Annotated in this window: 18 protein-coding genes; 12 read left to right on the top strand and 6 right to left on the bottom strand. The window is 71.5% G+C overall.

Annotated features, from left to right (window positions below; translation table 11 throughout):
* Positions 1-6: 6 nt before the first annotated feature.
* The 6 genes from LXT21_RS21585 to thrA all read left to right on the top strand — a co-directional run bounded on the left by LXT21_RS21585 (position 7) and on the right by thrA (position 7667).
* Positions 7-909, top strand: coding sequence for a LysR family transcriptional regulator (locus LXT21_RS21585; protein ID WP_254040036.1), 903 nt, complete (start codon positions 7-9; stop codon positions 907-909).
* 123 nt (positions 910-1032) lie between these two features.
* On the top strand, positions 1033-1359 hold the full coding sequence (gene trxA, locus LXT21_RS21580; protein ID WP_254040035.1) for a thioredoxin: 327 nt from the start codon (positions 1033-1035) through the stop codon (positions 1357-1359).
* 191 nt (positions 1360-1550) lie between these two features.
* Entirely contained in the window at positions 1551-2177 is a 627-nt protein-coding gene (locus LXT21_RS21575; RefSeq protein WP_074957809.1) for a DUF47 domain-containing protein, read from the top strand.
* A 1-nt stretch (position 2178) separates the two neighbouring features.
* Complete coding sequence (locus tag LXT21_RS21570; protein WP_254040034.1) at positions 2179-3204, top strand: inorganic phosphate transporter; 1026 nt, start codon at positions 2179-2181, stop codon at positions 3202-3204.
* Between the two features lie 76 nt (positions 3205-3280).
* Complete coding sequence (locus LXT21_RS21565) at positions 3281-4858, top strand: adenylate/guanylate cyclase domain-containing protein (RefSeq protein WP_254040033.1); 1578 nt, start codon at positions 3281-3283, stop codon at positions 4856-4858.
* Between the two features lie 355 nt (positions 4859-5213).
* Complete coding sequence (gene thrA / locus LXT21_RS21560) at positions 5214-7667, top strand: bifunctional aspartate kinase/homoserine dehydrogenase I (RefSeq protein ID WP_254040032.1); 2454 nt, start codon at positions 5214-5216, stop codon at positions 7665-7667.
* Here thrA and LXT21_RS21555 read toward each other — a convergent pair.
* Positions 7589-9715 (bottom strand): sensor histidine kinase, encoded by a 2127-nt coding sequence (locus tag LXT21_RS21555; RefSeq protein WP_254040031.1) that lies wholly within the window; start codon positions 9713-9715, stop codon positions 7589-7591. The two genes, thrA and LXT21_RS21555, sit on opposite strands and share 79 nt — an antisense overlap.
* A 295-nt stretch (positions 9716-10010) precedes the next feature.
* Between LXT21_RS21555 and LXT21_RS21550 the strand changes: the two genes are divergently transcribed.
* Together LXT21_RS21550 and LXT21_RS21545 are read left to right on the top strand one after the other, a co-directional pair.
* Positions 10011-11615 (top strand): hypothetical protein, encoded by a 1605-nt coding sequence (locus LXT21_RS21550; RefSeq protein WP_254040030.1) that lies wholly within the window; start codon positions 10011-10013, stop codon positions 11613-11615.
* Positions 11616-11653: 38 nt separating this feature from the next.
* Positions 11654-12151 (top strand): hypothetical protein, encoded by a 498-nt coding sequence (locus LXT21_RS21545; RefSeq protein ID WP_254040029.1) that lies wholly within the window; start codon positions 11654-11656, stop codon positions 12149-12151.
* 408 nt (positions 12152-12559) lie between these two features.
* Here LXT21_RS21545 and rsgA read toward each other — a convergent pair whose 3' ends face one another.
* Entirely contained in the window at positions 12560-13648 is a 1089-nt protein-coding gene (gene rsgA / locus LXT21_RS21540; protein WP_254040028.1) for a ribosome small subunit-dependent GTPase A, read from the bottom strand.
* Between the two features lie 327 nt (positions 13649-13975).
* Here rsgA and LXT21_RS21535 point away from each other — a divergent pair, with 327 nt between their 5' ends.
* Entirely contained in the window at positions 13976-17806 is a 3831-nt protein-coding gene (locus LXT21_RS21535; RefSeq protein WP_254040027.1) for a protein kinase domain-containing protein, read from the top strand.
* A gap of 11 nt (positions 17807-17817) precedes the next feature.
* Here LXT21_RS21535 and LXT21_RS21530 read toward each other — a convergent pair whose 3' ends face one another.
* Together LXT21_RS21530 and LXT21_RS21525 are read right to left on the bottom strand one after the other, a co-directional pair.
* Positions 17818-18213 (bottom strand): hypothetical protein, encoded by a 396-nt coding sequence (locus tag LXT21_RS21530; protein WP_254040026.1) that lies wholly within the window; start codon positions 18211-18213, stop codon positions 17818-17820.
* A 192-nt stretch (positions 18214-18405) separates the two neighbouring features.
* Complete coding sequence (locus LXT21_RS21525; protein ID WP_254040025.1) at positions 18406-19971, bottom strand: sigma 54-interacting transcriptional regulator; 1566 nt, start codon at positions 19969-19971, stop codon at positions 18406-18408.
* Between the two features lie 214 nt (positions 19972-20185).
* Between LXT21_RS21525 and LXT21_RS21520 the strand changes: the two genes are divergently transcribed.
* Entirely contained in the window at positions 20186-20848 is a 663-nt protein-coding gene (locus tag LXT21_RS21520) for an RNA polymerase sigma factor (RefSeq protein ID WP_254040024.1), read from the top strand.
* Here the strand turns inward: LXT21_RS21520 and LXT21_RS21515 are convergent.
* Both LXT21_RS21515 and LXT21_RS21510 read right to left on the bottom strand, forming a co-directional pair.
* Entirely contained in the window at positions 20784-22145 is a 1362-nt protein-coding gene (locus LXT21_RS21515; RefSeq protein ID WP_254040023.1) for a TAXI family TRAP transporter solute-binding subunit, read from the bottom strand. The genes LXT21_RS21520 and LXT21_RS21515 overlap by 65 nt on opposite strands.
* Before the next feature lie 61 nt (positions 22146-22206).
* Positions 22207-23703 (bottom strand): hypothetical protein, encoded by a 1497-nt coding sequence (locus LXT21_RS21510; RefSeq protein ID WP_254040022.1) that lies wholly within the window; start codon positions 23701-23703, stop codon positions 22207-22209.
* A gap of 809 nt (positions 23704-24512) precedes the next feature.
* On the opposite strand from LXT21_RS21510, the gene LXT21_RS21505 reads away from it, so the two are divergent.
* Positions 24513-24731 carry a hypothetical protein gene (locus LXT21_RS21505; protein WP_254040021.1) on the top strand — a complete coding sequence of 73 codons (219 nt, stop codon included), beginning with the start codon at positions 24513-24515 and terminating at the stop codon, positions 24729-24731.
* Positions 24695-25870, top strand: coding sequence for a hypothetical protein (locus tag LXT21_RS21500; RefSeq protein ID WP_254040020.1), 1176 nt, complete (start codon positions 24695-24697; stop codon positions 25868-25870). The genes LXT21_RS21505 and LXT21_RS21500 overlap by 37 nt, the downstream gene beginning before the upstream one ends.
* The last annotated feature ends 13 nt before the right edge of the window (positions 25871-25883 follow it).

Genomic DNA, 25883 nt, shown 5'->3' with positions numbered 1-25883 from the left:
GATGACATGCTGCTCTTCACGGAGGTGGTCACCTCCGGAGGGCTCACCGCCGCCGCCCAGCGGCTGGGCCTGCGCAAGTCCACCGTGAGCCGCCGGCTCTCCGCGCTCGAGGAGCGGCTCGGGGTCCGCCTGCTGGAGCGCAACGCGCGCCACCTGCGCCTCACCGAGGCGGGGCGCGACTACCATGCCCACTGCGCGCGGCTGGTCTCCGAGGCCCGCGAGGTGAACCGCGCCCTGGGCGAGTCCCGCGCCACGCCCCAAGGCACCCTGCGCATCGCCACCCTGTCGCTCCTGGGCGAGCTGCTCACCCCGCTCATCGCGGAGCTGCTCCTGCACCACCCGCTGCTGCGCGTGGAACTCGCGCTCGCCGAGGCCCACGTCGACCTCATCGCCGAGGAGTACGACGTGGCCCTGCGCACCGGCCCGCTCGCCGATTCGTCGCTGGTGGCCCGGAAGCTCGGGCGCCTGCGCACCGGCTACTACGCCAGCCCCGCGTACCTCTCCCGCCAGGGCACCCCGCGCACCCCCGCCGACCTCCAGGGCCATGCCTGCGTCGTGCTCGCCGAGCCCGGCACCGACGAGGTCTGGTTCTTCGGCGAGGGACGCGACGCGCTCAGCCACCCCGTCACCGGCCGTCTCCGTGTCCCCAGCGTGCGCGCGGGCCAGGCCGCCGCCCGCGCGGGCCTGGGCGTGGTCCGACTGCCCGCCTCCCTCGTCGTCGACGACGTGAGGAGCGGACTGCTCGTCCCCGTGCTGGAGGCCGCGACGCCCCCGGGCATCCCCGTGTTCGCCGTCTACCCGAGCAGCCGCCAGCTCCCACCCAAGCTGCGCGCCTTCCTCACGCTGCTCTCGGAGCGCGGCGCCTCGCTGCCCTGGGAGGCGGAGACATCCCTCCCCCGGAGACGTTGAGGGCTCTTCACGCAACCTCGCGTTCCGCCAGGGACGCTCGTCCCCGGGCGCCCCGGCCACTACATGTCCTCCTCGAACCGAGGCACGGCCCCGACGCCGCGCCTCCACCCAGGAGCACAGGACATGGCCACCGACGTCATCGAGTTGGGCGACACGCGGTTCCACCAGGAGGTGCTGGAGTCGAAGGAACCGGTGCTGGTGGACTTCACCGCCACCTGGTGCCCGCCGTGCCGCGCCATCGCCCCCACCCTGGCCGCGCTCGCCACCGAATACCGGGGCCGCCTCAAGGTGGCGAAGCTCGACGTGGACGCGAACCAGGTGACGGCCCAGCGCTACAACATCCGCTCCGTCCCCGCCCTGCTGCTCTTCAAGGACGGCCAGGTCGTCCAGCAGCTCCTGGGCGCGATGCCCCGGGCGAAGCTGGAACAGGCGCTGCTTCCCCACCTGTAGACACCAAGGCCCCTCCTCGCTGGCGGCCTAATGGCTCGAGACAGCGAGACCCGGGGCCCCGGAGCCCGGAATTCCGTTGCAAGTCAAAAAGGAAGGCTGGTGATTCTCCCCAGGTGAGGTAGTCACGGGCGCGCCACGGCCGTGTCACGCGGAGGTGACACCCGAGGCATGCCCCCATCCGGGAGGGAGCAATGCTCGAAAGGCTGATGCCCAAGTCGGACGAGTTCTTCGACGACTTCGACAAACAGTGCGCCGCCACAGTGCAGGGCGCGAAGATGCTTCACGAACTGCTCAGCGACTACACGGACGTGCCCAGGCGGGTCCAGGCGCTCAAGGACGTGGAGCACCAGGGTGACGAGGTCACCCACACCGCCTTCAACCGTCTGCACAAGCAGTTCATCACCCCGTTCGACCGGACGCAGATCCACTCGCTGCTGTCGCGCATCGACGACGTGCTGGACCTGGCGAACGCGGCCGCGTCACGGCTGCACTACTACGAAATCCAGAGCAGCCTGCCGGACGCGACGGAGCTGGCGCGCCTGCTGGTGCTGTCCGCCCAGAAGGTGCAGGAGGTGGTGGCGGCGCTGCGGCTCATCAAGAAGCCGGAGCAGATCCTCGCCGGCTGCAAGGAGATCAAACGCCTGGAGACGCAGGCGGACGAAGTGCTTCGCTCGGGCCTGGGCCGGCTGTTCAAGAGCGGGGTCGACACTCTGACCATCATCAAGTGGAAGGAGATCTACGACCTCATCGAGACCGCCACGGACAAGTGCCAGGGTGTGGCGAACGTCATCGAGGGCGTGGTGCTGGAGCACTCCTGAGATGCTACTCGCGGCCGTCATCCTCATCGTCGGAGTGGCGCTCATCTTCGATTTCATCAACGGCTTCCACGACGCGGCGAACTCCATCGCCACCGTGGTGTCCACCCGGGTGTTGTCACCGAACCTGGCCGTGGCGTGGGCCGCCTTCTTCAACTTCGTCGCCGCCTTCGGTGGCGGTGTCCATGTCGCCAACACCATGGGCAAGGGCATCATCAACTTCGAGATGCTGCGCGCCACGGGCCCCACCGCGGTGCTGTCGGTCATCTTCGCGGCGCTGATGGGCGCCATCGCCTGGAACCTGCTCACGTGGTGGTGGGGGCTGCCGTCGTCGTCCTCGCACGCGCTGGCGGGCGGCATGATTGGCGCGACGCTGCCGGTGTTGGGGCTGAAGGGCTTGATGGGCGCGGGCATCGCGAAGATCGCCGCCTTCATCGTGCTCTCGCCGCTCATCGGCACCACGCTGGGCATGACGCTGATGCTGGTGAGCACGTGGGTGGTGCACAAGCAGACGCCGCGCGTGGTGGACGTCTGGTTCCGCCGGCTCCAGCTCGTCTCGTCCGCCATCTTCTCCTACAGCCACGGCACCAACGACGCGCAGAAGGTGATGGGCATCATCGCCGTGGTGCTCTTCGGCACCATCTGGGCGGACCGTCCGTTCCACATCGACTGGTGGATGATCATCTCCTGTCACGCGGCCATCGCGATGGGGACGTTCTTCGGCGGCTGGCGCATCATCCGCACCATGGGCCACAGCCTGACGAAGCTGGCGCCCATCGGCGGGTTCAGCGCGGAGACGGGCGGCGGCGTCACCATCATCGCGCTGGCGGAGCTGGGCATCCCCGTGTCCACCACCCACACCATCACCGGCGCCATCGTCGGCGTGGGCTCCACGCGCGGCTGGCGCGCGGTGAAGTGGGGCGTGGCGGGCCGCATCATCTGGGCCTGGGTGTTCACCATCCCCGCCTCCGCGCTGATGGCGCTGCTCATCTACGGCATGACTCAGCTCGTCGTCCGCATGGTGGGCTGAGTGCCCACCACCCTCCCCGCCCGCGCCGGCCACTTCCTTCGAGAGGCCCGCGGGCGGGTGTAGCATCCCGGGCGCCATGCGCCTCATCCTCAACCCCGGGCGGGAGGGCGAGCAGGAGCTGCTGCTCCCCGAAGGCGTCACCACCATCGGCAGGACGGAGGAGAGCTCCGTCTGCGTGCTCCACAAGAGCCTGTCGCGAAGGCACGCGCGCCTGGAGCGCGACGGCTCGCGCGTGGTGCTGGTGGACCAGGGCAGCAAGAACGGCACCTTCGTCCGCGAGCTGCGCGTGGAGCGCCACGAGCTCTCCGCGGGGGACACGTTCCGCTGCGGCGAGGTGGGGTTCCAGCTCCTCGCGGGGGACCCCGACGCGGACACCGGGCTGAGCCCGCTGCACACGCGCACCCTGGACACGCGCTTCTCCCCCGCGCCCGGAGCGCTGTCCCTGGATGCGCCGCGCCTCAGGGTGCGCCCGGAGCCGGAGGGCGACGCGACGCGCGAGCGGCTCCAGGTGTTGCTCGCGGTGGCGCAGCTGTTGTCGTCGCCCGGCTCGCTCGACTCGCTCCTGGAGCGCATCCTCCAGCTCGTCTTCCGCGTGCTCGGCGTGGACCGGGCCGCGCTGCTGCTCGTGGACGAGGCCACCGGAGAGCTGCGTCCCCGCGTGGCGCGCGCCGCCGCCGGCGAGCCCCCGCCGGAGCGCTTCTACAGCCAGCGCATCGTCGACTCCGTGCGCAAGAGCGGGCTGGCGGCGCTCTTCGCCCACGCCCAAGAGGACGTGCGGCTGGACAGCTCCGTCTCCATCCGCGCGCAGTCCATCCACTCCGCCATGTGCGTGCCGCTCAAGCCCCGGGACACGTGGCTGGGCGTGCTGTACGTGGACAACCGCTCGCACGGGGGCCTGTTCACGGAGGCCGACCTGGAGTTCCTCACCGCCTTCGCCAACCAGGCGGCGGTGGCGCTCGACAACGCGCGGCTGACGCGGCGGCTGGAGGAGGAGGCGGTGCTGCGCAACACGTACCTGCGCTTCTTCCCGCCCGCCGTCGTGCGAAGGCTGCACGCCTCGCCCGGCACCGCGCTGGAGGTGGTGGAGACGGAGGTGACGGTGCTCTTCGCGGACATCTCCGACTTCACGCCCCTGTCCTCCTCGCGCGGTCCCCGGGACGTGGTGGACATGCTCAACGCGTACTTCCCGGTGATGGCGGACGTGGTCTTCCGTCACGAGGGGACGCTGGAGAAGTACATCGGCGACGCGCTGATGGCGGTGTGGGGCGCGCCCTTCTCGCGCGAGGACGACGCGGACCGGGCCGTGCGCGCGGCGGTGGACATGCAGCGCGAGCTGGAGGGCCTCAACGCGCGCTTCCGCGCCCGGGGACAGCCGGAGCTGCGCATCCACGTGGGCCTCAACAGCGGCCCGGCCGCCGCCGGCAACATCGGCTCCGAGCACTACCTCCAGTACGCCACGCTCGGGGACGTCACCAACGTGGCCAGCCGGGTGTGCGGCGTGGCGAAGGCGGGCCAGGTGGTGCTGTCCGAGGCCACGCGCGCGCGGCTGCGCGAGTCGCGCTGGGCGTTGACGCCGCTGCCCCCCACCCACGTGAAGGGCAAGCAGGAGGCGCTGACGCTGCACCGCGTGGAGTGGGACGTGGCGGGTGGGTGAGCCGTCGCCCTCCTGTCCGGGAGGGCGGCTTGACTCGCACCGGGCTCATCGGTCAGCGTTCGGGTTCGTGAACGGCATCGGCCTCGACATCGCGTGGACCTCGGGATGGACGTCCCGGACCTCCGCGCGCGCGGCGACCTTCACCTCGACGACGACGACGACGCACACGACGACCCGCGGAGCGCGGGAGGTCTAGCTCGGAATCGCTGTCCTTCCGACCTGGCCCCGCGCTCCCCGGCGCGGGGCTTTTTTCGTTTCCCCCACCCACCAGGAACCCCATGCAGACCCAGACCCCGACGACGACGCCCCGCCCGCCCGTGTCCCTCGGCCGCCTGCTCCAGCGCGAGGTGCCGTCATGCGGGTGATGAAATTCGGCGGAACCAGCGTGGGCGGCACCGCGCAGATGCGGCGCGTGGTGGACCTGGTCGCCCGGGCACGACAGGAGACGCGGGTGTGCGTGGTGGCCTCGGCCGTCTCCGGCATCACCAACCTCCTGGTGGACACGGCCCGGCTCGCGCAGGAGGGGCACTCGGTGGAGGAGTCCCTGTCGCGCTTCGAGCAGACGCACCTGGGCATCGCCCGGGAGCTGGGCGGGGAGCTGGAGGCGCTGGCCCCGCTGGAGCTGGGGCTCGCCGCCATCTCCACCGAGCTGCGCGGGCTCTTGCAGGGCGTGGGGCTCCTGCGCGAGTGCTCGCCCTCGGTGCTCGCGCACCTGTCGGGCCTGGGCGAGCGCGCGTCGTGCCTGGTGCTGGAGGCGCTCCTGTCCGGGCGCAAGCTGTCGCCGCACCTGGTGGACCCACGGCAGGCGCTCATCTGCTCGGGAGACCCGCTCCAGGCCACGCCGCGCATGGACGAGATTCGCGCCAGGTTCGCGCCGCTGCGCGACGCGGCGGGGCCGGGGCTCCTGCTGATGCCGGGCTTCTTCGGCGGTGACGAGCGCGGCAAGACGATGTCGCTGGGACGCGGCGGCTCGGACTACTCGGCGGCGCTGGCGGCGGCGGCGCTGGACGCGGCGCTGCTGGAAATCTGGACGGACGTGGACGGCATCTACAGCGCCGACCCGCGCCTGGTCCCCGAGGCCTTCCCGCTGTCGGAGGTGAGCTTCGAGGAGGCGATGGAGCTGGCGTACTTCGGCGCCAAGGTGCTGCACCCGAAGACGATTGCCCCGGCGCGCGAGCGCGGCATCCCCGTGCGCGTGTGCAACAGCTTCAAGCCCGAGCACCCCGGCACCCTCGTCACCGACAGGGCCGCGCCGCCCGAGCATCCGGTGCGCGGGCTGTCGTTCCTCAAGGACGTGGCGCTGGTCAACATCGCCGGCGCGGGGCTCAAGGGGGTGCCCGGCACCGCCGCGCGCGTCTTCGAGGCCATGGCCCGCACGGGCATCTCCGTGGTGCTCATCACCCAGGGCTCCAGCGAGTGCTCCATCAGCTTCTGCGTGCAGCAGTCGGAGGCGGACTCCGCCGTGCGCGCGCTGGAGTCCGAGTTCGAGGTGGAGCGCGAGGCTGGCAAGGTCGACACCATCGAGCGCCAGGGCCAGCTGGCCGTGCTCAGCATCGTCGGCGACGGCATGCGCCACCGCGTGGGCGTGGCGGGCACCTTCTTCAGCGGGCTGGCCGACGTGGGCTGCAGCATCGCCGCGATTGCCCAGGGCTCCAGCGAGCGGAGCATCTCCGCCGTCATCACCGAAGCCGACGGCCCCCGCGCCATGGCGCACGTGCACCACCGCTACTTCGGCACCACGGAGGTGGTGGAGCTGTTCGTCGCGGGCGTGGGCAGCGTGGGCGGAGAGCTGATGCGGCAGATTCGTCAGCAGGCCCCGCACCTGCGCGCGCAGGGCGTGGACCTGCGGGTGTGCGCCATCGCCAACAGCCGGCACGCGCTCATCGAGCCGGGCGGCGTCCCCCTGGGCGAGTGGAAGGAGCGGCTGGAGGCGAGCCGCGCCCCCGCGTCGCTGGAGTCCTTCCGGGAGCAGGTGCGGGCGAAGCGGCCCGGCCGGCCCATCTTCGTGGACTGCACCAGCAGCGAGGACGTGGCGCTCGCCTACCCGTCCCTCCTGGCCGCGGGGCTGCACGTCGTCACCGCGAACAAGAAGGCCAACGCGGGGCGCATGGCCCACCACCGCGCCATCCGCGAGACGGCGTCGCGTCACCAGCGCCGCTTCCTGTACGAAACGAACGTGGGCGCCGCCCTGCCCGTCATCGACACGCTCAAGAACATGCTGCGCACCGGCGACCAGGTGCACCGCATCGAAGGCATCCTCTCCGGCTCGCTGTCGTACATCCTGGGCCTGCTGGAGGAAGGCGTGCCGCTGTCGCGCGCGGTGGGCTCCGCCATGGAGAAGCGCTTCACGGAGCCGGACCCGCGCGACGACGTGCAGGGCACGGACGTGGCGCGCAAGGTGCTCATCCTCGCGCGCGAGCTGGGCCGCCCGGTGGAGCTGGAGGAGGTCGCGCTCCAGTCGCTCCTGCCCGAGGACTTCGACGCGTCCGGTCCGCTCGACGCGTTCCTCGCGCGGCTGCCGTCGCTCGACGAGGGCCTCCAGCGCCGCGTGGAGGCGCTGCGCGCCGAGGGACAGGTGCTGCGGTACGTGGGCAGCGTCGGCCCCGAGGGCTGCTCGGTGGGGCTCAAGGCCGTGCCGCTCGCCAACCCCCTGGCCGCGGTGAAGGGCGGAGAGAACGCGCTGAGCTTCCTGTCGGAGCGCTACAGCCCCACGCCGCTGGTCATCCGGGGCTACGGCGCGGGCGCGGCGGTGACGGCGTCCGGCGTGTTGGCGGACGTGCTGCGGCTGGTGGAGGGCCCGCTGACTTGAGTCCAGCGGGGCAGCTCGACGACGAAGCGGGCGCCCCGCCCCGGCTCGCTCTCCACCCACACCTCTCCGCCATGGGCCTGGGCGATTTGACGGGTGATGAAGAGGCCCAGGCCCAGGCCGCCGTAGTTGGGTGAGGCGGCGCGCTCGAAGCGCTCGAAGATGCGCCCCTGCGACTCGCGGGGGATGCCCATCCCGTGGTCCTCCACGCTCAGCCACACCCGCTCGTCGTGGTGGGCGGACAGCCCCAGCCGGATGGGCTGGCCCGCGCCGTACTTCACCGCGTTCGTCAGCAGGTTCATCAACACCTGCTCCAGCCGCAGCCGGTCCCACCGGCCCGGCAGGGACTCGGGGATGTCCAGCTCCAGCGCGCAGCCCGCCTTCTCCAGCTGCTCGCGCAGGTGGCCCACCACGTCGCGCGTGACGGCGGACAGGTCCATGTCCTCCAGACGCAGCGACAGCCGCGACTCGTGGATGCGCGAGACGTCCAGCAGGTGCTCCACCAGCCGGGACAGCCGCGACAGCTGGCTCTCGCACACCGTCAGCATGCCGGACAGCTTCGCGCGCAGGCTCGAGTCCGTCCGGGGCCGCGACAGCAGGGCGCTCATCTGCTGCATGCGCAGCTTCATGGACGTCAGCGGCGTCTTCAGTTCGTGCGAGGCGATGGAGAGGAACTCGTCGCGCACGCGGATGGCCTCCTGGGACTTGCGGTAGAGCTGCGCGTTGTCGATGGCGTACCCGGCGCGCCGCCCGAGCTCCTCCGCCAGCGCCACCTCGTCCGCGCCGAAGGCCCGCCCGGACTGCCGGGACACGAGCGTCAGCACGCCCAGGCCGCGCCCGCGCGCCTGCAGGGGCACGCTGAGCGACGGCTTGCCGCCCCACGCGCGCACCTGGCGCCAGCGCGGTGAGCCCAGCCCTCCGTCGCGCAGGATTCCGTGGGGCACCGGCGAACACTCCGAGCGCCCCGACGCCATGACCCCCACCGGGCCGTACGTCACGTCGGGGAGGAGCGGATGGGTCTCGAGCAGCTCCCGCACCTCACGCGCCATCTCGGGCGAGCGGGCCGCCACCGCCACCGGGTGCAGCCCGTGGCTGCCGTCGGGCATGAAGACGATGCACACGTCCCCCAAGCGGGGCACCGTCAGCTCCGCGACGCGCTGGAGCGTCGTCTCGTAGTCGAGCGACGTGCCCAGCTCCCGCCCCGCCTCCGCGAGGAAACGCTGGGACTCCTCCAGGCGCTTGCGCTCGGTGATGTCGGTGGAGATGCCGCAGACGGCGTAGGGCACGCCCGACGCGTCCAGCAGCGGGAACTTCTGGGTGATGTGCGTGTGGACGCCGTCCTCCCTCGGGACGCGCTCCTCGCGGACGACGGGCAGGCGCTGCTCCAGCACCTGCCTGTTCAGCGCCTGGAACTCCCGCGCGGTGTCCTCCGGGAAGATGGTGCGCGCCGTCTTGCCGGCGACCTCCTCGCGCGTGAGGTGGAACATCCGCTCCCACTGCCGGTTCACGAAGATGTAGCGCCCTTGGGTGTCGAGCAGGAAGAAGACGGAGGTGGCGTTGTCCAGGATGGCGCGCAGCTGCTGCTCGCTCTGCTGCAGCGCCTCCTGCGCGCGCTTTCGCTCGGTGACGTCCAACAGCACCGCCAGGGAGCGCACGCAGGCGCCCGTGGTGTCACGCTCCATGATGGCGGACAGCAGCACGTCCAGCCGCGTCCCGTCCTTCTTCACCACCTGGTAGGGCACGTCCTTGCAGAAGCCCGTTCTGAGGAAGTCCGGCAGCACGTCCTCACGCGCCCTGCGGGCCGACTCCGCGGTGAGGAACTCCGTGGAGTCGTGGCCGAGGACCTCCTCGCGCGTGTAGCCCAGCGTGGCCAGCCAGCAGTCGCTAACACTCACCAGCCGGCCCTCCCGGTCGATGGAGTGCATCATCACCGGCGTGTTGTTGTAGAGCGTGCGGTACTTCTCCTCGCTCTCGCGCAGGGCCCGCTCGACGCCGGTGAGGTCCTGGGACGCCTCGGGAGGGGAAGACGCGCTGTCGGTCGGGTGGGGCATGGCGAGGAGGCGATGGGCCGTGGGGTCGCCCGCCCTCCGCGCGTGACGCCCCCCTCAATGATTGGCGCGCTCCAGGGCCTCGCCAACCCGACCTCCGCGCCACCCCCAGGTCGGCCAACCCACCAAGCCCCGGAAGACGGGCACGCCCGCCCGGACGCTGTCCCGCACACGGGCCCACGACAAGCAAGCCTCATCCCACGCCTTCTCCGGGTCCTCCGTGTTTGAAGTTCCCGGACGACCCGTCGAGAATGACGCGCCACCCATCTCAGGCGACGAAAGGAAGGGGGAGGACGGAATGTACGTATCTCGCAAATCAGCGTGGGCCCGCACAGGCGCGACGCTGGCACTCGCGCTCGGTCTCACCGTGCTCGGTTGTTCCGACAAGGAGGGTGACGGCGACCAGGACGAGGGGACGCCCGTCACGGCCACCCTCACGGGTCGGGTGACGTTCGACTCCGTCCCGGCCGTCTACACGCCGACGACGCGCCAGGGCTCGCTCGCCTTCAACCAGGTGAGCATCAAGCCCGTGCGCAACGCCACGGTGCAGGTGCTCCGGGGCAGCAACGTGCTCGCCGCGGCGACCACCGACGAGGACGGCCGCTACCAGCTCACCTTCACCGCGGGCGACCAGGCCAACGTGACGCTGGCCACGCTCGCCAAGACGACCACCCCCGCCATCCAGGTGGAGGACAACACCGACGGCAACGCCATCTGGGCGGTGGTGACGCAAATCAAGGGCGGCACCACGAGCAAGGACCTGCACGCGGGCCACGGTTGGAACGGCGCGGGCTACACCGCCAACCAGCGCGTCGCGGCGCCCTTCGCCATCCTGGACGCCATGTACACCGCGTCGCACGCCTTCCTGGCGGAGCGGCCCGTGCCCTTCCCGGCGCTCAAGGTGAACTGGAGCCCGGACAACGCCCCGCAGAGCGGCGACAAGGCGCGGGGCCAGATTGGCACCTCGCACTTCTCTCCCACCGAGAACGAGGTCTACGTGCTGGGCCTCGCGGGCGCGGACACCGACGAGTTCGACAGCCACGTCATCGTCCACGAGTGGGGGCACTTCTTCGAGGCCAACCTGTCGCGCGCCGACAACCCCGGTGGCCCGCACTCCGCCGGTGACGTGCTGGACCCGCGCATCGCCTTCGGCGAGGGCTACGGCAACGCGCTGTCCGGCATCCTCCTGCCCAGCTCCATCTACGTGGACACGCTCTGGAGCGGCACCCGCCTGGGCGCGTTCGGCTTCGACCTGGAGACGCCGCCCGCGTCCACGGACGACCCGAACCCGGGCGTCTTCTCCGAGTTCAGCATCATGCGCTTCCTCTACGACCTGCACGACGAGTCGACGCTGGCGGAGGCCTCGTTCGACCAGGTGTCCCTCAGCCTCGGGACTCTCTACGACGTGCTGGTGGGGCCGCAGCGCACCACGCCGGCGCTGACCACCGTCGGCTCGTTCATCACCGGCCTCAAGGCCCAGCCGGGTGTCGACGCCGCGGCGGTGGACCGGCTCGCGGCGCACTACAACATCGGCTCCATCCGCTCCGAGTGGGGCGAGGGGGACTCGGGGTTGTACGGCATGTACAACTTCGTGACGGTGCCCTTCACGGACAACGCCACCTTCACCCGGGGAGAGCCCTTCAACCAGCGGCAGCAGAACCGGTACTACGTCTTCACCGGCACCGGCCGCAGGATGACCATCTCCGCCAACTCCGCCGAGGACGTGAGCATCCTCGCCCTGCAACAGGGCGCCACCGCGGGCGAGGCCGACCGCCTCATCACGGGCACGGAGACCTTCGACTTCAACAGCCAGAGCGACCGCCGCTATGTCCTCATCGTGACGGGCTGGGACGACGAGGGCTCGGGCACCTACAGCTACAGCGTCTCCATCACCAGCCAATGAGCGGACCTCGTCTTCCTCCCTCGTTCCCAGGAGCACTCATGAATCGCATTGCCCCCGCGGTCCTCTCCGGCCTCCTGGCGCTGCTGGCGCCCGTGGCCTGCACCTCTCCGGCGAAGACCAGCCCCTCCAGCACCACCCCGGCGGACACCGCCAAGCTCAGCGCGCCCGTGGACGTGGGCGCGAAGGTGTCCGACACCACGGCCACCGTCTCGCTGCGCTTCCAGGTCCCCGGCGAGGATGTCCGGGTGGAGGTCTCCGGCGCCGACGGGCTGCAGGTGACCAGCAGCCCCTCGCCCGTGACGGGCGTCAGCGTGGAGAAGTCGGCCCTGACGAACCTGGACGTGGCCTTCACGCCGGGCGCCGGACGCTCGCACCTGGTCGTGACGGTGAGCGGCATCTTCCAGGGCGTGCCCCTGACGAAGGTGGCCAGCTTCGCCGTCGGTCAGCCCACCGAGCAGCAGAAGGCCCAGGGCTCCGTGGTGACGGATGACCAGGGCCAGCGCATCAAGATGATGCCCTCGTCGGACTCGAAGTAGTCCACGACGCGGGCGGGTCCGAAGGACCCTGAAAAGAACCGCGGGGAGCGCGCCCCCTCGACGCGCTCCCCGCCGTATGAAGGACTGCGAGAATTCGTACTTCCGGTCCAGCGTGAGCGCGCCCCTCGGCGCACCCTCCGGAAGCCACGCCCCTCCCCAGGGGCGCCCCCTCAAAGGTCCGAGACGAGCCCCCCGGCGCGCCTCTTCCCCCTCGAACGTCGAACGTTCGAAAACCTGAGTGCCGGTGATTCCCCCGGACACTCCCCCCACCCACCTGCCCGGACGCTCAGCGCCCGAGGCCCGCGGACATCCAGGCTCTGCCCGGGTGTCCCTACCTTTCGAAATATCCAAACGCGGCCCGTCGGAATCCTTGAGTGGAGGATTTACGGCGAATTTTCGGTCCGGCTTTCAGTCCCGCCGGCGCTTGGCCCGAGTGGTCTCCCAACCCTGCAGGGAGCGGCTCTTCTCGAAGCGCCGTTGGTCTTTCTGCAGCGCGGCATTGGACTGGCGCGCCTGGAAGGCCTTCTCCTTCTGGAGCTTCTCGAAGCTCGAGAGGCGCTCCTCGGAGAGGGCCCCGGACTGGACGGCGACGCGCACGGCGCAGCCCGGCTCACGCTGGTGGGTGCAGTCGCGGAAGCGGCAGCCCTCGGCGAGCTCGAGGATGTCGGCGAAGGTCTGCTCGATGGCCTTCTCCTCCTCGCCCAGGAGCCCCAGCTCGCGCATGCCGGGGCCGTCGATGAGCAGGCCGCCGTGGGGGAGGCGGAACAGCTCGCGGTGGGTGGTGGTGTGGCGGCCCCGGTCGTCGTCGAAGCGCACCTCCTGCGTGGCCAGGCGCGCCTCACCCAGCAGGCGGTTGACGAGGGTGGACTTGCCCACGCCGGAGGAGCCCAGCAGGGCGCCGGTGCGGTGCTCGGGGATGAGGGCCCGCACGGCGTCCAGCCCCTCGCCCGTCTTGGAGCTCAGGGCGAGCACGGGGACGCCGGGGGCCAGCGCGGAGACCTCCTCGACGACGGCGTCCGCGTCGTCATGGAGGTCCGCCTTGGTGAGCAGCACCGCCGGGGAGGCGCCGCTCGTCCAGGCCAGGGTGAGGGCGCGCTCGATGCGGCGGGGGTTGAAGTTCCCGTCCAGCCCGGCGACGAGCAGCACCACGTCCAGGTTGGCGGCGATGAGCTGCCCCTCCCGCTCCCGTCCCGCATCGCGGCGCACGAGGAGGCTCTTGCGGGGGAGCACCGCGTGGAGCATCCCCTCCCCCTGGCCCGGGGGCAGTTGGAGCGTCACCCAGTCTCCGACGGTGGGCAGGGACTCGGCGGTGGCGGACTGGTGGAGCAGCCGGCCGGCGGTGCGCGCCAGCAGGGTGCGCTCCGCGGCCTGAACGGTGAGGAGCCCTCGGGCCTGGCGCACCACGCGGCCGGGGACGAGGGGAAGTGGGGAGGATTCGACGACGCGGGAGAAAGCCTGGGCCAGCTCGGGGCCCCAACCAAAAGTTTCGAGAGACACGGGGAAAGACTCCGGACAGAGCGGTGCCTGCGGCGCACCTGGATTCGTCAGGGCACCCGGAGCGAGGACCGCGCTGTGACGGACCTTCACGTCGACCTGCTCAGGCCGACGTCCTCCGGGGGAACGGGACTCCCACCGCGGCAAGATGATTGTCGGCGTTCATGGTGCCTCCGAGGAGCTGCGGGGCGGCGGCCATCGCCGTCCGGCGCTCCCTGCATATCAATCCAGCCCGGTGCCTGCACGGGATGTCGTCGGGAGGGGGGTGGTAGAACCCTCCCGCACGGCGTTCCGGCAGGGCCCGGACGTACGCGCGCCCGAGGAACGGCGATGCGCGAGGACGACGAGGCGGAGCTGCGAGCGGTGCTCCTCGAGGGCCTGCTGGCCGACGAGGAGGTGGAGGCCCTGCGGGCGGCCGTCGAGCGCGAGCGGCGAGGCCCCCTGGAGCTCCTCCACGCCCGGGGGCGACTGTCCGAGGCCACCCTCGCCTCCCTCCGGAGCGCGTCCCGGGCGGCCCTGGAGGGAGCGCTCGTGGGCCCGCCCACGGTCCAAGTCGGAGCGCCCCGCCCGCTGGAGCCCGAGGCCCCCGAGGCCGAGCCCGCCTTCCCGGTCCCTGGGTGGGAGCGCTACGCGCCCATCCGCTTCCTGGGCCAGGGCGGCATGGGGCGCGTCTTCCTGGTCCAGGACCTGGTGCTGCGGCGGCACGTGGCGCTCAAGTTCGTGAAGGACGACGAGCCCGGGCGCGTGAGGCACTTCGTGGCGGAGGCGCAGGCCCAGGCGCGCGTGGAGCACGAGCGCGTGTGCAAGGTCTACGAGGTGGGCCAGGTCCAGGGGCGCGCTTACATCGCGATGCAGTACGTGGACGGGCAGCCGCTCCACGAGCTCGCGGGGCGGCTCTCCGTCGAGCAGAAGGCGCTGCTGCTGGCGCAGGCCGCCGAGGGCGTGCACGCGGCCCACCGTGCCGGCCTCATCCACCGCGACCTCAAGCCCTCCAACATCCTGGTGGAGCGCACGGCCGACGGACAGTGGAAGCCCTACGTCATGGACTTCGGGCTGGCGCGGGCGCCGGGCGAAGGTGTCACCGCCACCGGGTCCATCCTGGGCACGCCGCACTACATGGCGCCCGAGCAGGCGCGCGGCGAGGTGAGCCGGCTGGACCGGCGCGTGGATGTGTACGCGTTGGGCGCCACGCTCTACGCGCTCCTGGTGGGGCAACCTCCGGTGCCGGGGAGCAACGCGCTGGAGGTGCTCAGCCGCATCCCCACGGAGGAGCCCCGGCCTCCGCGCGCGCTCTCGCCCGAGGTGCCCGCGGACCTGGAGGCCATCGTCCTCAAGTGCCTGGAGAAGGAGCGCGGTGCCCGGTACGACTCGGCGCGGGCGCTGGGGGAGGACCTGCGGCGCTTCCTCGATGGGGCGCCGGTGCTCGCGCGCTCGACGGGGACGGGGTACCGGCTGGCGCGGCTGGCGCGCAGGCACTGGCGGGGGCTGACGCTGGCGGCGGTGGTGGGGATGGTGGTGCTGCTCGCGGGTGTGCAGGCGGTGCTCGCCCGTCGCGAGGCGGACGTGCGCGAGCACCTGGCGCGGCGCTTCTCCGAGCTCGCCGAGCACGTGGAGGCCCGCGCCCGGTACACCGCCCTGGCGCGGCTGCACGACACGCGGGAGGAGCGGCGCACGCTGGAGACGCGCCTGGAGGACATCGCCCGCGAGATGCGCGCGGGAGGCGAGCACGCGCTGGGGCCGGGCCACGAGGCGCTGGGGCGGGGCTGGTTGGCGATGGGGGAGCCTGGGCGCGCGAAGGACGCGCTGGAGGCCGCGTGGCGCCACGGGACGCGGACGCCGCGTGTCGCGTGCGCGCTGGCGCTCGCGTTGGGGCAGCTCTACCAGGAGCAGCTGCGCGCGTCCGAGCACCTGCCCGCGCTGGAGCGACAGGGGCGACGCAAGGAGCTGGTGGCGCAGTACCGGGAGCCGGCGCTGGAGTGGTTGAGGAAGGGCGGCGACGTGGACCTGCCCCCGGCCGAGTACGTCGCGGCGCTGCTCGCGTACCACGAGGAGCGTTACGAGGACGCGCTCGAGCGGCTGGACGCGTTGGGTGAGCGGCTGCCCTGGTTCTTCGAGGCGCCGCTGCTGCGGGGGGATGTGCTGGTGGCGCGCGCCACGAGCCATTGGGATGCGGGTCGTCGCGAGTCCGCGCAGGAGGACCTGGACGCGGCGCGACGGGCGCATGCGCGGGCCGCGTCGCTCGCGGAGAGTCTGCCGGAGGCGCACCTGGCGCTCGCGGGCGTGGAGCAGGTGGCGCTGCGCATGGGGATGTATGGCCAGGGGGACGTGACGCCCCATCTGGAGCGGGCGTTGGAGGCGCTGGAGCGGGGGCTCACCGCCTCGCCTCGGCACGTGCCCTCGCTGGTCCGCAAGGCCCTGCTGCATCGCAGGCTCGCGGAGTATCGCGGCAGGCAGGGTGGGGATGCGCGGGCGCCACTGGAGGCCGCGCTGAAGGCGGCGCGCGCGGCGCTCGAGGTGGAGCCGAATCGCAGCGAGGCGCGGCAGGCGCTCGGGTTGGTGCTCTGGCAGGAGGCGCGGCTGCGGCAGGCGCGCAGCGAGGACCCTCGCGCGCTGCTGCGTCAGTCCATCGAGGCGTTCGAAGGGGTGGCGCCGCGGGAGCGCGGCTACGACTATCACGCCAACCTGGGGCTCATCTTCAAGGTCTGGGCGGACCACGAGGATGCGGTGGGCGAGGACTCGCTCGGCAACCGGCAGCGCGCCATCGAGGCGTACCGCACCGCCATCGACATCGACGAGTCATTGCCGGACGCGTGGATCAACCTGGGCAGTGCCTGGTTCAAGCGCGCGTCGAATCCGCGCAGCACCACGGCGGAGGAGGATTTGGAGCGCGCGCGGGAGGCGCTGGAGAAGGCGCGGAGCCTCAACCCGCGCAACCTGGTCAGCCACTTCTACGAGGCGCAGGTGCACGCGCTCCGGGCGGCGCGCTCGCGTGACTCGGGAGGAGATGCACGGTCCGCGCTGGACGCGGCGCTCGGTTCGTATCGAAGCGCGCTCGCGCTCAACACCGAGGTGCCGCAGCTCCACGGTGGCGTGGGACTGGTGCACCTGGAGCGTGCGCGCGATGCGTGGCAGCGAGGAGCGTCCCCCTTCCCCGCCGTCGACGAGGCCCGTGAGGCCTTCGTCCGGGCTCGCGCGCTCGCGCCGAAACAAGGGCTGACGTACAGCAACCTGTCGGAGGCGCTGGCGGCGCGCGCGGCGTATCGGCTGGAGCTCGGGGAGGACCCGCGCGAGGACGCCCAGGCCGCGAAGCGCGAGGCCCAGGCGGCGCTCGCGCTCCAGCCGGAGCTGTCGACGGCTTGGGCCAACCTGGGCCACGCGGAGCTGCTGCTCGCGACGTACGCATGGGAGCGCGGGACGGGTGTCGGCCACGCACGCGAGGCTGCCGCGCGCGACGCGGCACGACGCAATCCGAGCGATGACCTCGAGGTGAATCGCTCACCCGAGGCTGCCGCGCGCGACGCGGCACAACGCAATCCGAGCGATGACCTCGAGGTGAATCGCTCACCCGCGGCTGCCGCGCGCGACGCGGCACGGCGCAGTCCGCGGGCTGCGCTTGCGGTGGTCCTCACGCTCGAGGCCGCCGAACGTGCGCTGCGCGAAGCGGTGACGCGCAACCCCCGGGATGAGGAGGCCCTGCGCTATGTGGCGAAGGCACGACGCCTGAATGCGCTCACATGGCAAGGGACACGAGGCCCCCGTGTCGTCACCGCGGCCCTCCCGCCGGAGCAAGAGGCCGCCTTCACCGAGGCGGCGCAGGCTCACGAAGCCATGCTCGCTCTCAGCGCGCGGCCCCATGACGACCGGCTCGCGCTGGCGCGGCTCCTCATGGACCACGCCCTCGCCCGCCATCTCGCGGAGGTCTCCCCTGGCGACGCGTTGGAGCGAGGCCTCGCGCACGCGTCCACGGTGCTGAAGACACGCCCCGACGACCTCGAGGCGCGCGCACTGCACGCGGCCCTGGAACTCCTGCGCGCACGCGCCTACCCCACGCAGCTCCCGCTCGAGCAGGAGCAGGCCCGCGAGGCCCTGGAGCGCGCGCTCGTGGCACGCCCTCGGCTCGGACGGACCTGGGCCCCCCTGCTCACGGCATCACCGCGCTGAGCGAGCAGTCCTCAGTCCTCCGGATCGCCTGGATCCCTCACCACCTCCAGCTCTCCAGGCTGCCCCTGGCCCGTATCCGAGGACACGCTGAAGGGATAGCCCTTCCGCCCCGCGGTGCCCGAGACCCTCCCGTACCACACAGGCATCCCCCAGTGGTCCAGCTTGACGCGGTCCGTCGGGTCCCCTTCGAAGAGGATGCCCGAGGGGTCACCGTCGAAGTGGATGATGGCGTAGGACACGTCCGGGTCCAGCCGGATCTTGAGCCACTGCTTCCGCCGGATGCAGGACCTGGCGGGCGACACGGGCTCCGCCCCCATGCCGATGGTGATGGTGCACACCTCGTCCAGCGCGACCTTCGAACACCGTCCCTCCTCCAGGGTACAGGGCACCTCCCTCATCTTGGACATGTCGACATCCTGTCCTTGCGCGCCCGTCTCGAGGACCTCCTGCGGCGGGGCCTGCTCCGGAGCACACCCCGCGCCCAGACACATCACGACTCCCAGCCAACGCATTCCGTGCCACTGCATCACGCGAGCCTCCTCACGTCGTTCGACTGAATGGAGCGTGGTCGCGAGAGGCCGCCACGCCGGATGACGCCATCACTCGGCGGGCCCGAGCCCCAGCTCACGGACCCGCCGTTGGAGCGCGCGCCGGGAGACCTCCAGCCGGCGCACCATCGCGTCCAGATCTCCCGAACACTCGTGGAAGCAGCGCGCTATCTCCTCCGCGCTCACGTCCTTCACCGTGCGGATGTGCGGACTGCGGTCCACCAGGTTGTAGAGCGACGCCCGGGTGATGCCGAGCCGCTCCGCCGTGCCCTTCAAGTCCCACGAGCACTCTCGCAGCACCTCCAGCAGCTCCCGCTCCGACACCTCCGCCGGCTTGCGACGCGTCAGCGCCACGGGCTCCTCGCGCCTGCCGGAGCCCAGCTCCGCCTCCAGGGACGCATCCACCTGGAGCCGAGCCTGCCCCCGACTGCTGATGACCAGCTGCCGGACCACGTTGCGAAGCTGGCGCACGTTGCCGGGCCAGTCGAAGTCCAACAGACGCGTCGCCAGCGACGCGGGCAACCACGGCTCCGCGTAGGGGTCCTCGGGCTCCAGCCGCCACGCCTCGCCCAGCGCCTCCAGCTCCTGTCGCGCGAAGTGATGGAAGAGCAGCGCGATGTCCTCACGCCGCTCCCGCAGCGCGGGCATCTGAAGGGTGTAACCGGAGAGCCGATGCAACAGCGGTGCGCGAAACCGCCCCTGCTCGATGAGCTCCTCCAAGGGCGCGTCCGTCGCGGCCACCAGCCGCACGTCCGTGACGACGGGCGTATGTGAGCCCACCGGGAACACCTCCCCCGTCTCCAGCACGCGCAAGAGCGCCACCTGCACCTCCGGCGGAGCCTCACCCACCTCGTCCAGGAAGAGCGTGCCGCCATGGGCCGCGCGGAAGAACCCCTCGCGACTCTGCGACGCGCCCGTGTAGGCCCCGCGCTGCGCGCCGAACAGCTCCGAGGCCGCCAGTTCGCGAGCCAGCGTGCCCACGTTGACGCTGATGAAGGGCCCCCTGCGCCGAGGACTCCGCTGATGGAGCGCCCGGGCGACCAGCTCCTTCCCCGAGCCCGTCTCCCCTCGCACGAGCACCGGCACCTCCAGGTCCGCCACCTGCCGCACGCGGGTGCGCACGCGGCCCAAAGCCAGGCTCTGCCCCACCATGCCCAGGGTGTCCGCGGAGCGCTCCGCGTCCAGCGCCACGCGGTGCAGCAGCAGCACCACACGCCCGCCCAGCTCCAGCGTCACCCCCGCCTCGAGCACCTGCGGCCGGAAATCCCACGCACCACCGGGCACACCTCCGACCACCACGGAAGTGCCCCCCACGTCCACCTCCAGCCGGAGTCCGCCCTCCGGACGCGGCAGGAAACGCAGCGGACGTCGGCTCAGGAACGGGTCCGCCAGCGGTCGCCCCACGCCCTCCCCCACGCGCGTGAAGAGCGGCTCGTTGCGCGACAGGGCCACCTCGCGCCCCGCGAGCAGGGCCTCCATCACGTAGCGCTCCCCCACCCTCGACGCGAGCGGATGGGAGACCAGCGTCAGCGCTGGCGCGAGGGGCGCGGACTGGGAGTCACCGCCACGCCGAGGGGGGCTGGCGGTGGAGACATCGTCGAGGATTCGCTGCGACATGAGGGGGACGCTCGGCGCCGGAGCCGGGGTTCTCCTCCAGGCTACACCGACGAGGCATGGGTCGAGGCTGACGCCACCCTCCCCGGGCCTTCGGCTGACATGTCAGCGCATCCCGCTGACATGCCAGTCCATGCCTCCGGGCGCCGCCGTCCGTGGGACACGCCTGGGCATACCCGTTGCTCAAGGGGGCCTCACACGCAGGGGTGAGCCCACGGTGAAGACTCTCAACGAAACGACGTCGACCCGCTTCTGGGAGCTGTGGCGGCAGCACCAACCGAGGCTCCTCGCCAGGAGCGTGCGCCAGCTCGGAGGCAACCACGCCGACGCGGAGGACGCGCTGGGCGCCGCGATGCTCCGGGCCGCGGAGGCCTGGCCCCGCGAGTCCCCTCACCTGCGAAACCCCGAGGCGTGGCTGGCCCGCATCCTCCACAACACCTGCGTGGACCAGCACCGCGCACGGGCCCGGCGCGCGGACGACCTCACCGACGACACGTGCCCCGAGGCCATCATGGACGTCATCCACGCCCCCTCCCCCGAACACCTCCTGCTCGAGCGCGAGCAGGCCCGGCTCCTGTGGCGCCACGTCGCCCGCCTCCCCGAGCCGCTGCGACAGGCCTGCGTGCTGCGCTTCGAGCGGGAGCTGGACGGGCGCAGCATGGCCGTGCAGCTCGGCCTCACCCACGTCAACACGCGGCGGCGCCTGATGCGCGCCTGTCAGGTGTTGCGCGTGGCCTTGACGGCAAGCGCCGACCGAAGCACGCAGCGGGAGCCAGCCCCCCGGGCCCCCACGGCGCGCGCGCGGCTCGAACCGACTACGCGCTGGCCGAGTGCGCGTGGGCGTCCGCCCCTTCTCGCCCACCGGAGATCCGGCGGATGAGCCGACGGCGCACCACCTCGATGTGCTCCCGGAAGAAGTAGAGGTTCTCCGCGTACGCCAGCGGCATGGGGATGCGATTGACCTCCCGCTCCGCCTCCTCCAGCCGCTTGAGCATGTCCTCGAGCATCTCCCGCCCGGGGTTCTCGTCGAGCTGGATTTCAATCTCCTTCAAGCGCGCATACCAACGGACGATGCGCGAGCGCATGCGCCACTGGTACACCGCGGGCACCGCCCGGAACAGCGGCACCACCACCGCGATGATGGGCACCAGCATCACCCACAGCCGGTCCACCAGGTTGGCGGCCCAGAACGGCAGGTAGCGCTGCAGGAGGGGGACACCCGCCTCGTAATAGCGCTTCGCCTCGTCGCTGAGCGGGAAGCCCGTCTCCCGCGGCGCGGGGAACTCCGACGCGCCGTCGAGCAGGCCCGCGTTGCCGTGGACCTCGCTCGCCGCGCGCATCAACAGATACGCCAGCGCCGGGTGCAGCGAGTCGCGCGCCACCAGGTTCGCCGTGGGCGCAATCACCACCACGTCCTCGGCCGGGATGTCCGAGGCCAGGTTGAACACGCCCCGGGGAAGCACCAGCCGCGACAGATAGGGGAAGCGCCGCGCGTACGCCGAGCCCCGCGTGAAGCTCAAGAGCCGGATGCCCGGCACCGCCGCCAGCCGGTGGATGGCGGGCGACTCCGCCGGAGAGATGAGGAAGATGGCATCCACCTGCCCCTGCTTGAGCTGCTCGATGGCCGCGTCGCGCTCCAGCGGCAACAGCTCCGTGGGCGCCTCGTCGATGCCATTGGCCTTCAAGAGCGTGACGGCGAGCGCGCGCGTGCCGCTGCCCTCGGGCCCCACCGCCACCTTGCGCCCCTTGAGCTGGCGCACGTCCTCCAACGGCTCGCCCCGGTAGAAGACCCACACGGGCACGTAGGACAGACTGCCCAACGACACCACGTTCCCCGCGGACTCACCCGGCACCGTGCCGCTCTGCACGAACGCCACGTCGACGCCCGAGGACTCGTCCGCCAGCAGCGCCACGTTCTCGATGGAGCCCTTCGTCGAGCGCAGCTCCAGCTTGACGTCGTGCTTGGCGAGGAAGTCCTGGTACTTCCGGGCGTAGTAGCGGAAGCCGCCCTCGTCCTGGGACATGGCCAGCACCAGCGTCTTGGGCGGCGCGGGCTTGATGAAGTGGAACGCGGCGGCGAAGGCGACGCCGATGAGGAGCAGCGCGGGAGTGAGCGTCAGCCACAAATCCCGCCGGAGCGTGCGCCGGAGGTGCTGCTTGAGGGAGTCCGCCGTCATGGTGGGCGCGGAGTATAGACCTCCCCCCGCGCCCGTACCCCCGCCTCGTGTGCCCTTCCGGTTACGGGCAGTCAGCCGGGCAGACGGTGGTCGTCTCCCACGGCTGGCACACCGCATCCCCGCACGAGGCGTTCAGGAACGTCTCCAGCACCGCCTTGCGGTGGGGCAGGAAGACGTTGGTGAGCGCCGGGGAGATGCGGTAGCGCGGGCCGAACGTCCCCGAAAGCGGGTCGAACTGCTCGCCCACGTGGACGAAGCCGCCCGACGGAGGCCAGACGAGCCCGCCGCCCAGGTTGGCGCCGTTGCTGTTCTCGTGACACCCGGCGCACGACAGCGCCATGGAGCGCGCCACCACCTGCTGCGGCGTCAGCGTGCTGCCCGCCGCGACAATCGCCGCCTGGACGTTGGTGTGGAAGGGGCTGGGGCCCGGGCCGAACTGCGCGACGTACTGGTTCTCGAACACGCCCACGTGGCTCTGCCCGCTGTTGAAGGTGTCCGGGATGGTGTTGTTGAACAGGTTGATGTCATTCACGGTCAGCGCGGGCACCTGCCCCGGGAACAGCGAGCCCTGGAACGTCGCCGCCAGCGGGTGTCCGGAGGCCGGGTTGAACAGCGTCCCACCCGGGTTGACCTTCACCGTCACCGGCGTGAAGCGCAGCTGGCAGGGGGTGCCGCCGCACATCGTCCGCCGCACGCTGAACTCACGCAGCGTCCACGGCCGCCCGATGAACTGGTTGGTGCGCACCTGCCCCGTCGCCACGGCCCCGGCGCGGTTGCCGTAGTTGTCCATGTGGACCACCGGCATGAAGCCCGCGCCCGGCAGACCGTTGAAGTAGAAGCCCGTCAGCGCGGAGACCCGGGCCGACAGGGCGGTCATCCCCGTCAGGGAGGCCCAGAAGTTGGCCACCGGCTGACAGCCATTGAGGCCCGCGGCGGGGTTGGGATTGGGCAGCACCGCCTCGAAGATGAGCAGGTTGCGATTGCCCCCGCCCGGGATGCCCGAGCGCTTGCCGAAGACGATGCGGTACTCACCACAGTCACTGCCCGACACGGGCGCCAGGTCGAAGCGGTTGACCAGCGCCAGCGGGATGTACTCGTCGGGGTTGGTGCCCGGGTTGATGAAGGGATTGACCAGCGCCTGGTTCGACTCCGGCCGCGGACACTCATAGGGGAAGGTGTTGAAGACGGGCAGACAGCCCGGAGGCGCCTGCGTGCTCCACCAGTCCTGGAAGAGCGCCAGCGGCGTCAGGCCCGGGACCCCGGACTGCGTCACCAGCTGCGTCATCACCCGCAGCAGCGTGAAGTTCTTCACGATGGCGTCCTCGGTGACGATGAGCGACGCGCGAGGGTCCACCGTGATGGCCATCGCCGACGGCCCGCTCGGCGGCAAAGGCAACATCCCGATGCCACGACGCTCCGGATGACGCGCCGGGTCCGCGCTCACCACCTCGGGCTCCGGTGACTCGGGCTCCACCACCGCATCACCACACGCCGAGCCCAAGGCCCACAGCGCGCACACCACTCCCATGCGCCAGCTGCCCTGGCGCTTTTCAAACATGCGTTGCATTCGCGTTCTCACACCCGCGCGGACGGCCGCGCCCCCTGCCAGGGATGAGCAACTCCGGCACCGCCGGAATCATGGCTTGGCAAGATATGCCGTGATTACACGTTTATACATTGTTCATTGGCATAAATCCACGCAAACCCGCACACGGGGTGACTTGGACGCAGTGCCACTCCGAAGACGTGAAACACCTCCAGCGTGGGACGGCCGACAGCTGCGCGGGCGCGCCGTGCGGGCCCTGGGCGGGGAGATGCGCAGCATGATGCGGGGTGCTGGTGACACCAGCACTCGCGCGGGTGCTGGACGGCCGCGCCTGCGTCATCGAGGGGGGAACATCCAGGGACCCGCGCGTGCAATGGGCCTATCAGGATGACTACCTGGGTGGACCTGACACCTTCGGGAGCGCTGGCCAGCAGCCTGCTCAGTCATGGGACGGTGTTCGTGCCCATGCTGCGCCCGGGGACACACGCACCCGTCCTGGGTCTGGATGGAACACCGCTGCGCTACACATGGGGTGTCACGTTCGTCTCACCGCGCCGCGCCATCACCGCGGCCCATTGCGTGGACTCCACCCAGGTGTGGTCGCCCGCGAACCAGCTGCTCGAGGTGCGCATGTATGACCCCATGCGCACCGAGGAGGTGGACTGGGAGACCACGGCCCGGAGCCTGTCGGGCACCTTCCCGCGCTATCGCAAGACACCGCTGGGGCCGGGCTACAGCACGACGTCCTATGGCTGCCGCGTGGTGGCGCGCTGCTCGACTGCGGAGACTCGAGCCCTGGCTGTCGTCATGACTCCCTGGGCGTGGCCGAGTCGGAGGGCGAGTCGGTCCCCGTCTCGATGTCCTGGACGCACGAGGTCTACACCATCCCCGGGGACCGGGGCTCGGACCTCTGGCGCCATTACACGCGCTACGCTGGCTACGAGCCCACGCTCAACTTCCACGACTACGACGCCCACCAAACGGTGCCGCTGCGCTCCACGCCGTGGTCCTCTGGCCGCCCCGCGTCTCGCTGGGCCTGACGGCCACGGGCACGGACGCGCGCCTCACCGAGCTGCATGGCTGTCACGGCTCGTCGGGCTCCGGCATCACCCGGCGCAACGCGGCGCTGGGCACGCAGGAGCTGCTGGGCCCCGTGGCCGTCTGGGCCCCGTGGGTGTTCCCGGCGCACGACTACGACTTCCTCTGCGAGGACCCCGAGCGCACCGCGCGCGGTCCGGGAGACGCGGGGCTGGGCTGCGCGCGCCTGGCCTTCACACGGAAGCTGGTGGAGCCGAGGAGCGCCTCGGACGTCTGCGATGCCCAATCGCCCGGCCTGTTCGCCAACCTCCACCTGTGGCTCGAGCACGATGTCTGGCTATTGCGGCGCGCCCCGCTCGCCCGCCAGGCCTTTCCCAGGCCCTGGCCCTGCGTCGCCGACAGCTGCTCCGAGTGGGAGCGCGTGCGCTTCCCCAACGAGCCGCTGGTGCCACTCGGGAAGAGCCGTCCCCTCACGCTGCCGCCCGCGAAGAGGGTCTCCGGCATGAGCTATCGCGTGTCGGTCCGCGTCCGCGCGCTGGAGGCCACGGCGCCGCGAGTCACCCTCACCCCGGGCGGCCAGACACTCCTGCGAGGGGCCAGGCCCCAGAGCCGCCCGGGAGAGGCCGCGGGGCTCGTCGCCACCACGTTCGTCTCGAACAGCGGAGGCACGCAGGCGCTGAAGCTCTCGCTGGAGGCGGACTCCAGCGACGCCGCGGTGACGGAGCTCGTCGTCGTCTCCGACACGCTGACCCAGGGCTTCGAGCACCGCTCGCAGCGCGTGGGGGTGGGCATCCTGGAGCCCGGAGCGTCCGCGCCCGCGCCGGCCACGTGGACCCGGGGCGAGTCCTCGCGCTTCGCGGCGCTGCTGCGCGGAGGGCAGCGGTGGGTGGTGACGCGGCAGGCGCTCGTTCCGGGGCGCGCCTGGGCGGTGGGCTTCGACACCTCGCGCGCCACCCGGGGGATGATGTGCGGCTTCATCACCGCCGATGGGCGGGAGCCGCGCACGCAGTGTGACGCGGTGGCGAAGCGGGTGCGCGCCAACTTCCAGCTGGGCACCGAGCAGCCCGTCGCGTTCTTCGTCGACCTGCCCGAGGGGCACGCAGAGGTGGCCCTGGACAACCTGCGTCTGCAGTCACGCTGAGCCGCGCGTGACG

Origin of the sequence: Myxococcus guangdongensis, assembly GCF_024198255.1 — a bacterium.
GTDB classification, from domain to species: domain Bacteria; phylum Myxococcota; class Myxococcia; order Myxococcales; family Myxococcaceae; genus Myxococcus; species Myxococcus guangdongensis.
Note: the sequence above shows the minus strand (reverse complement) of the source record. Positions and strands in the feature narration are given on the sequence as shown.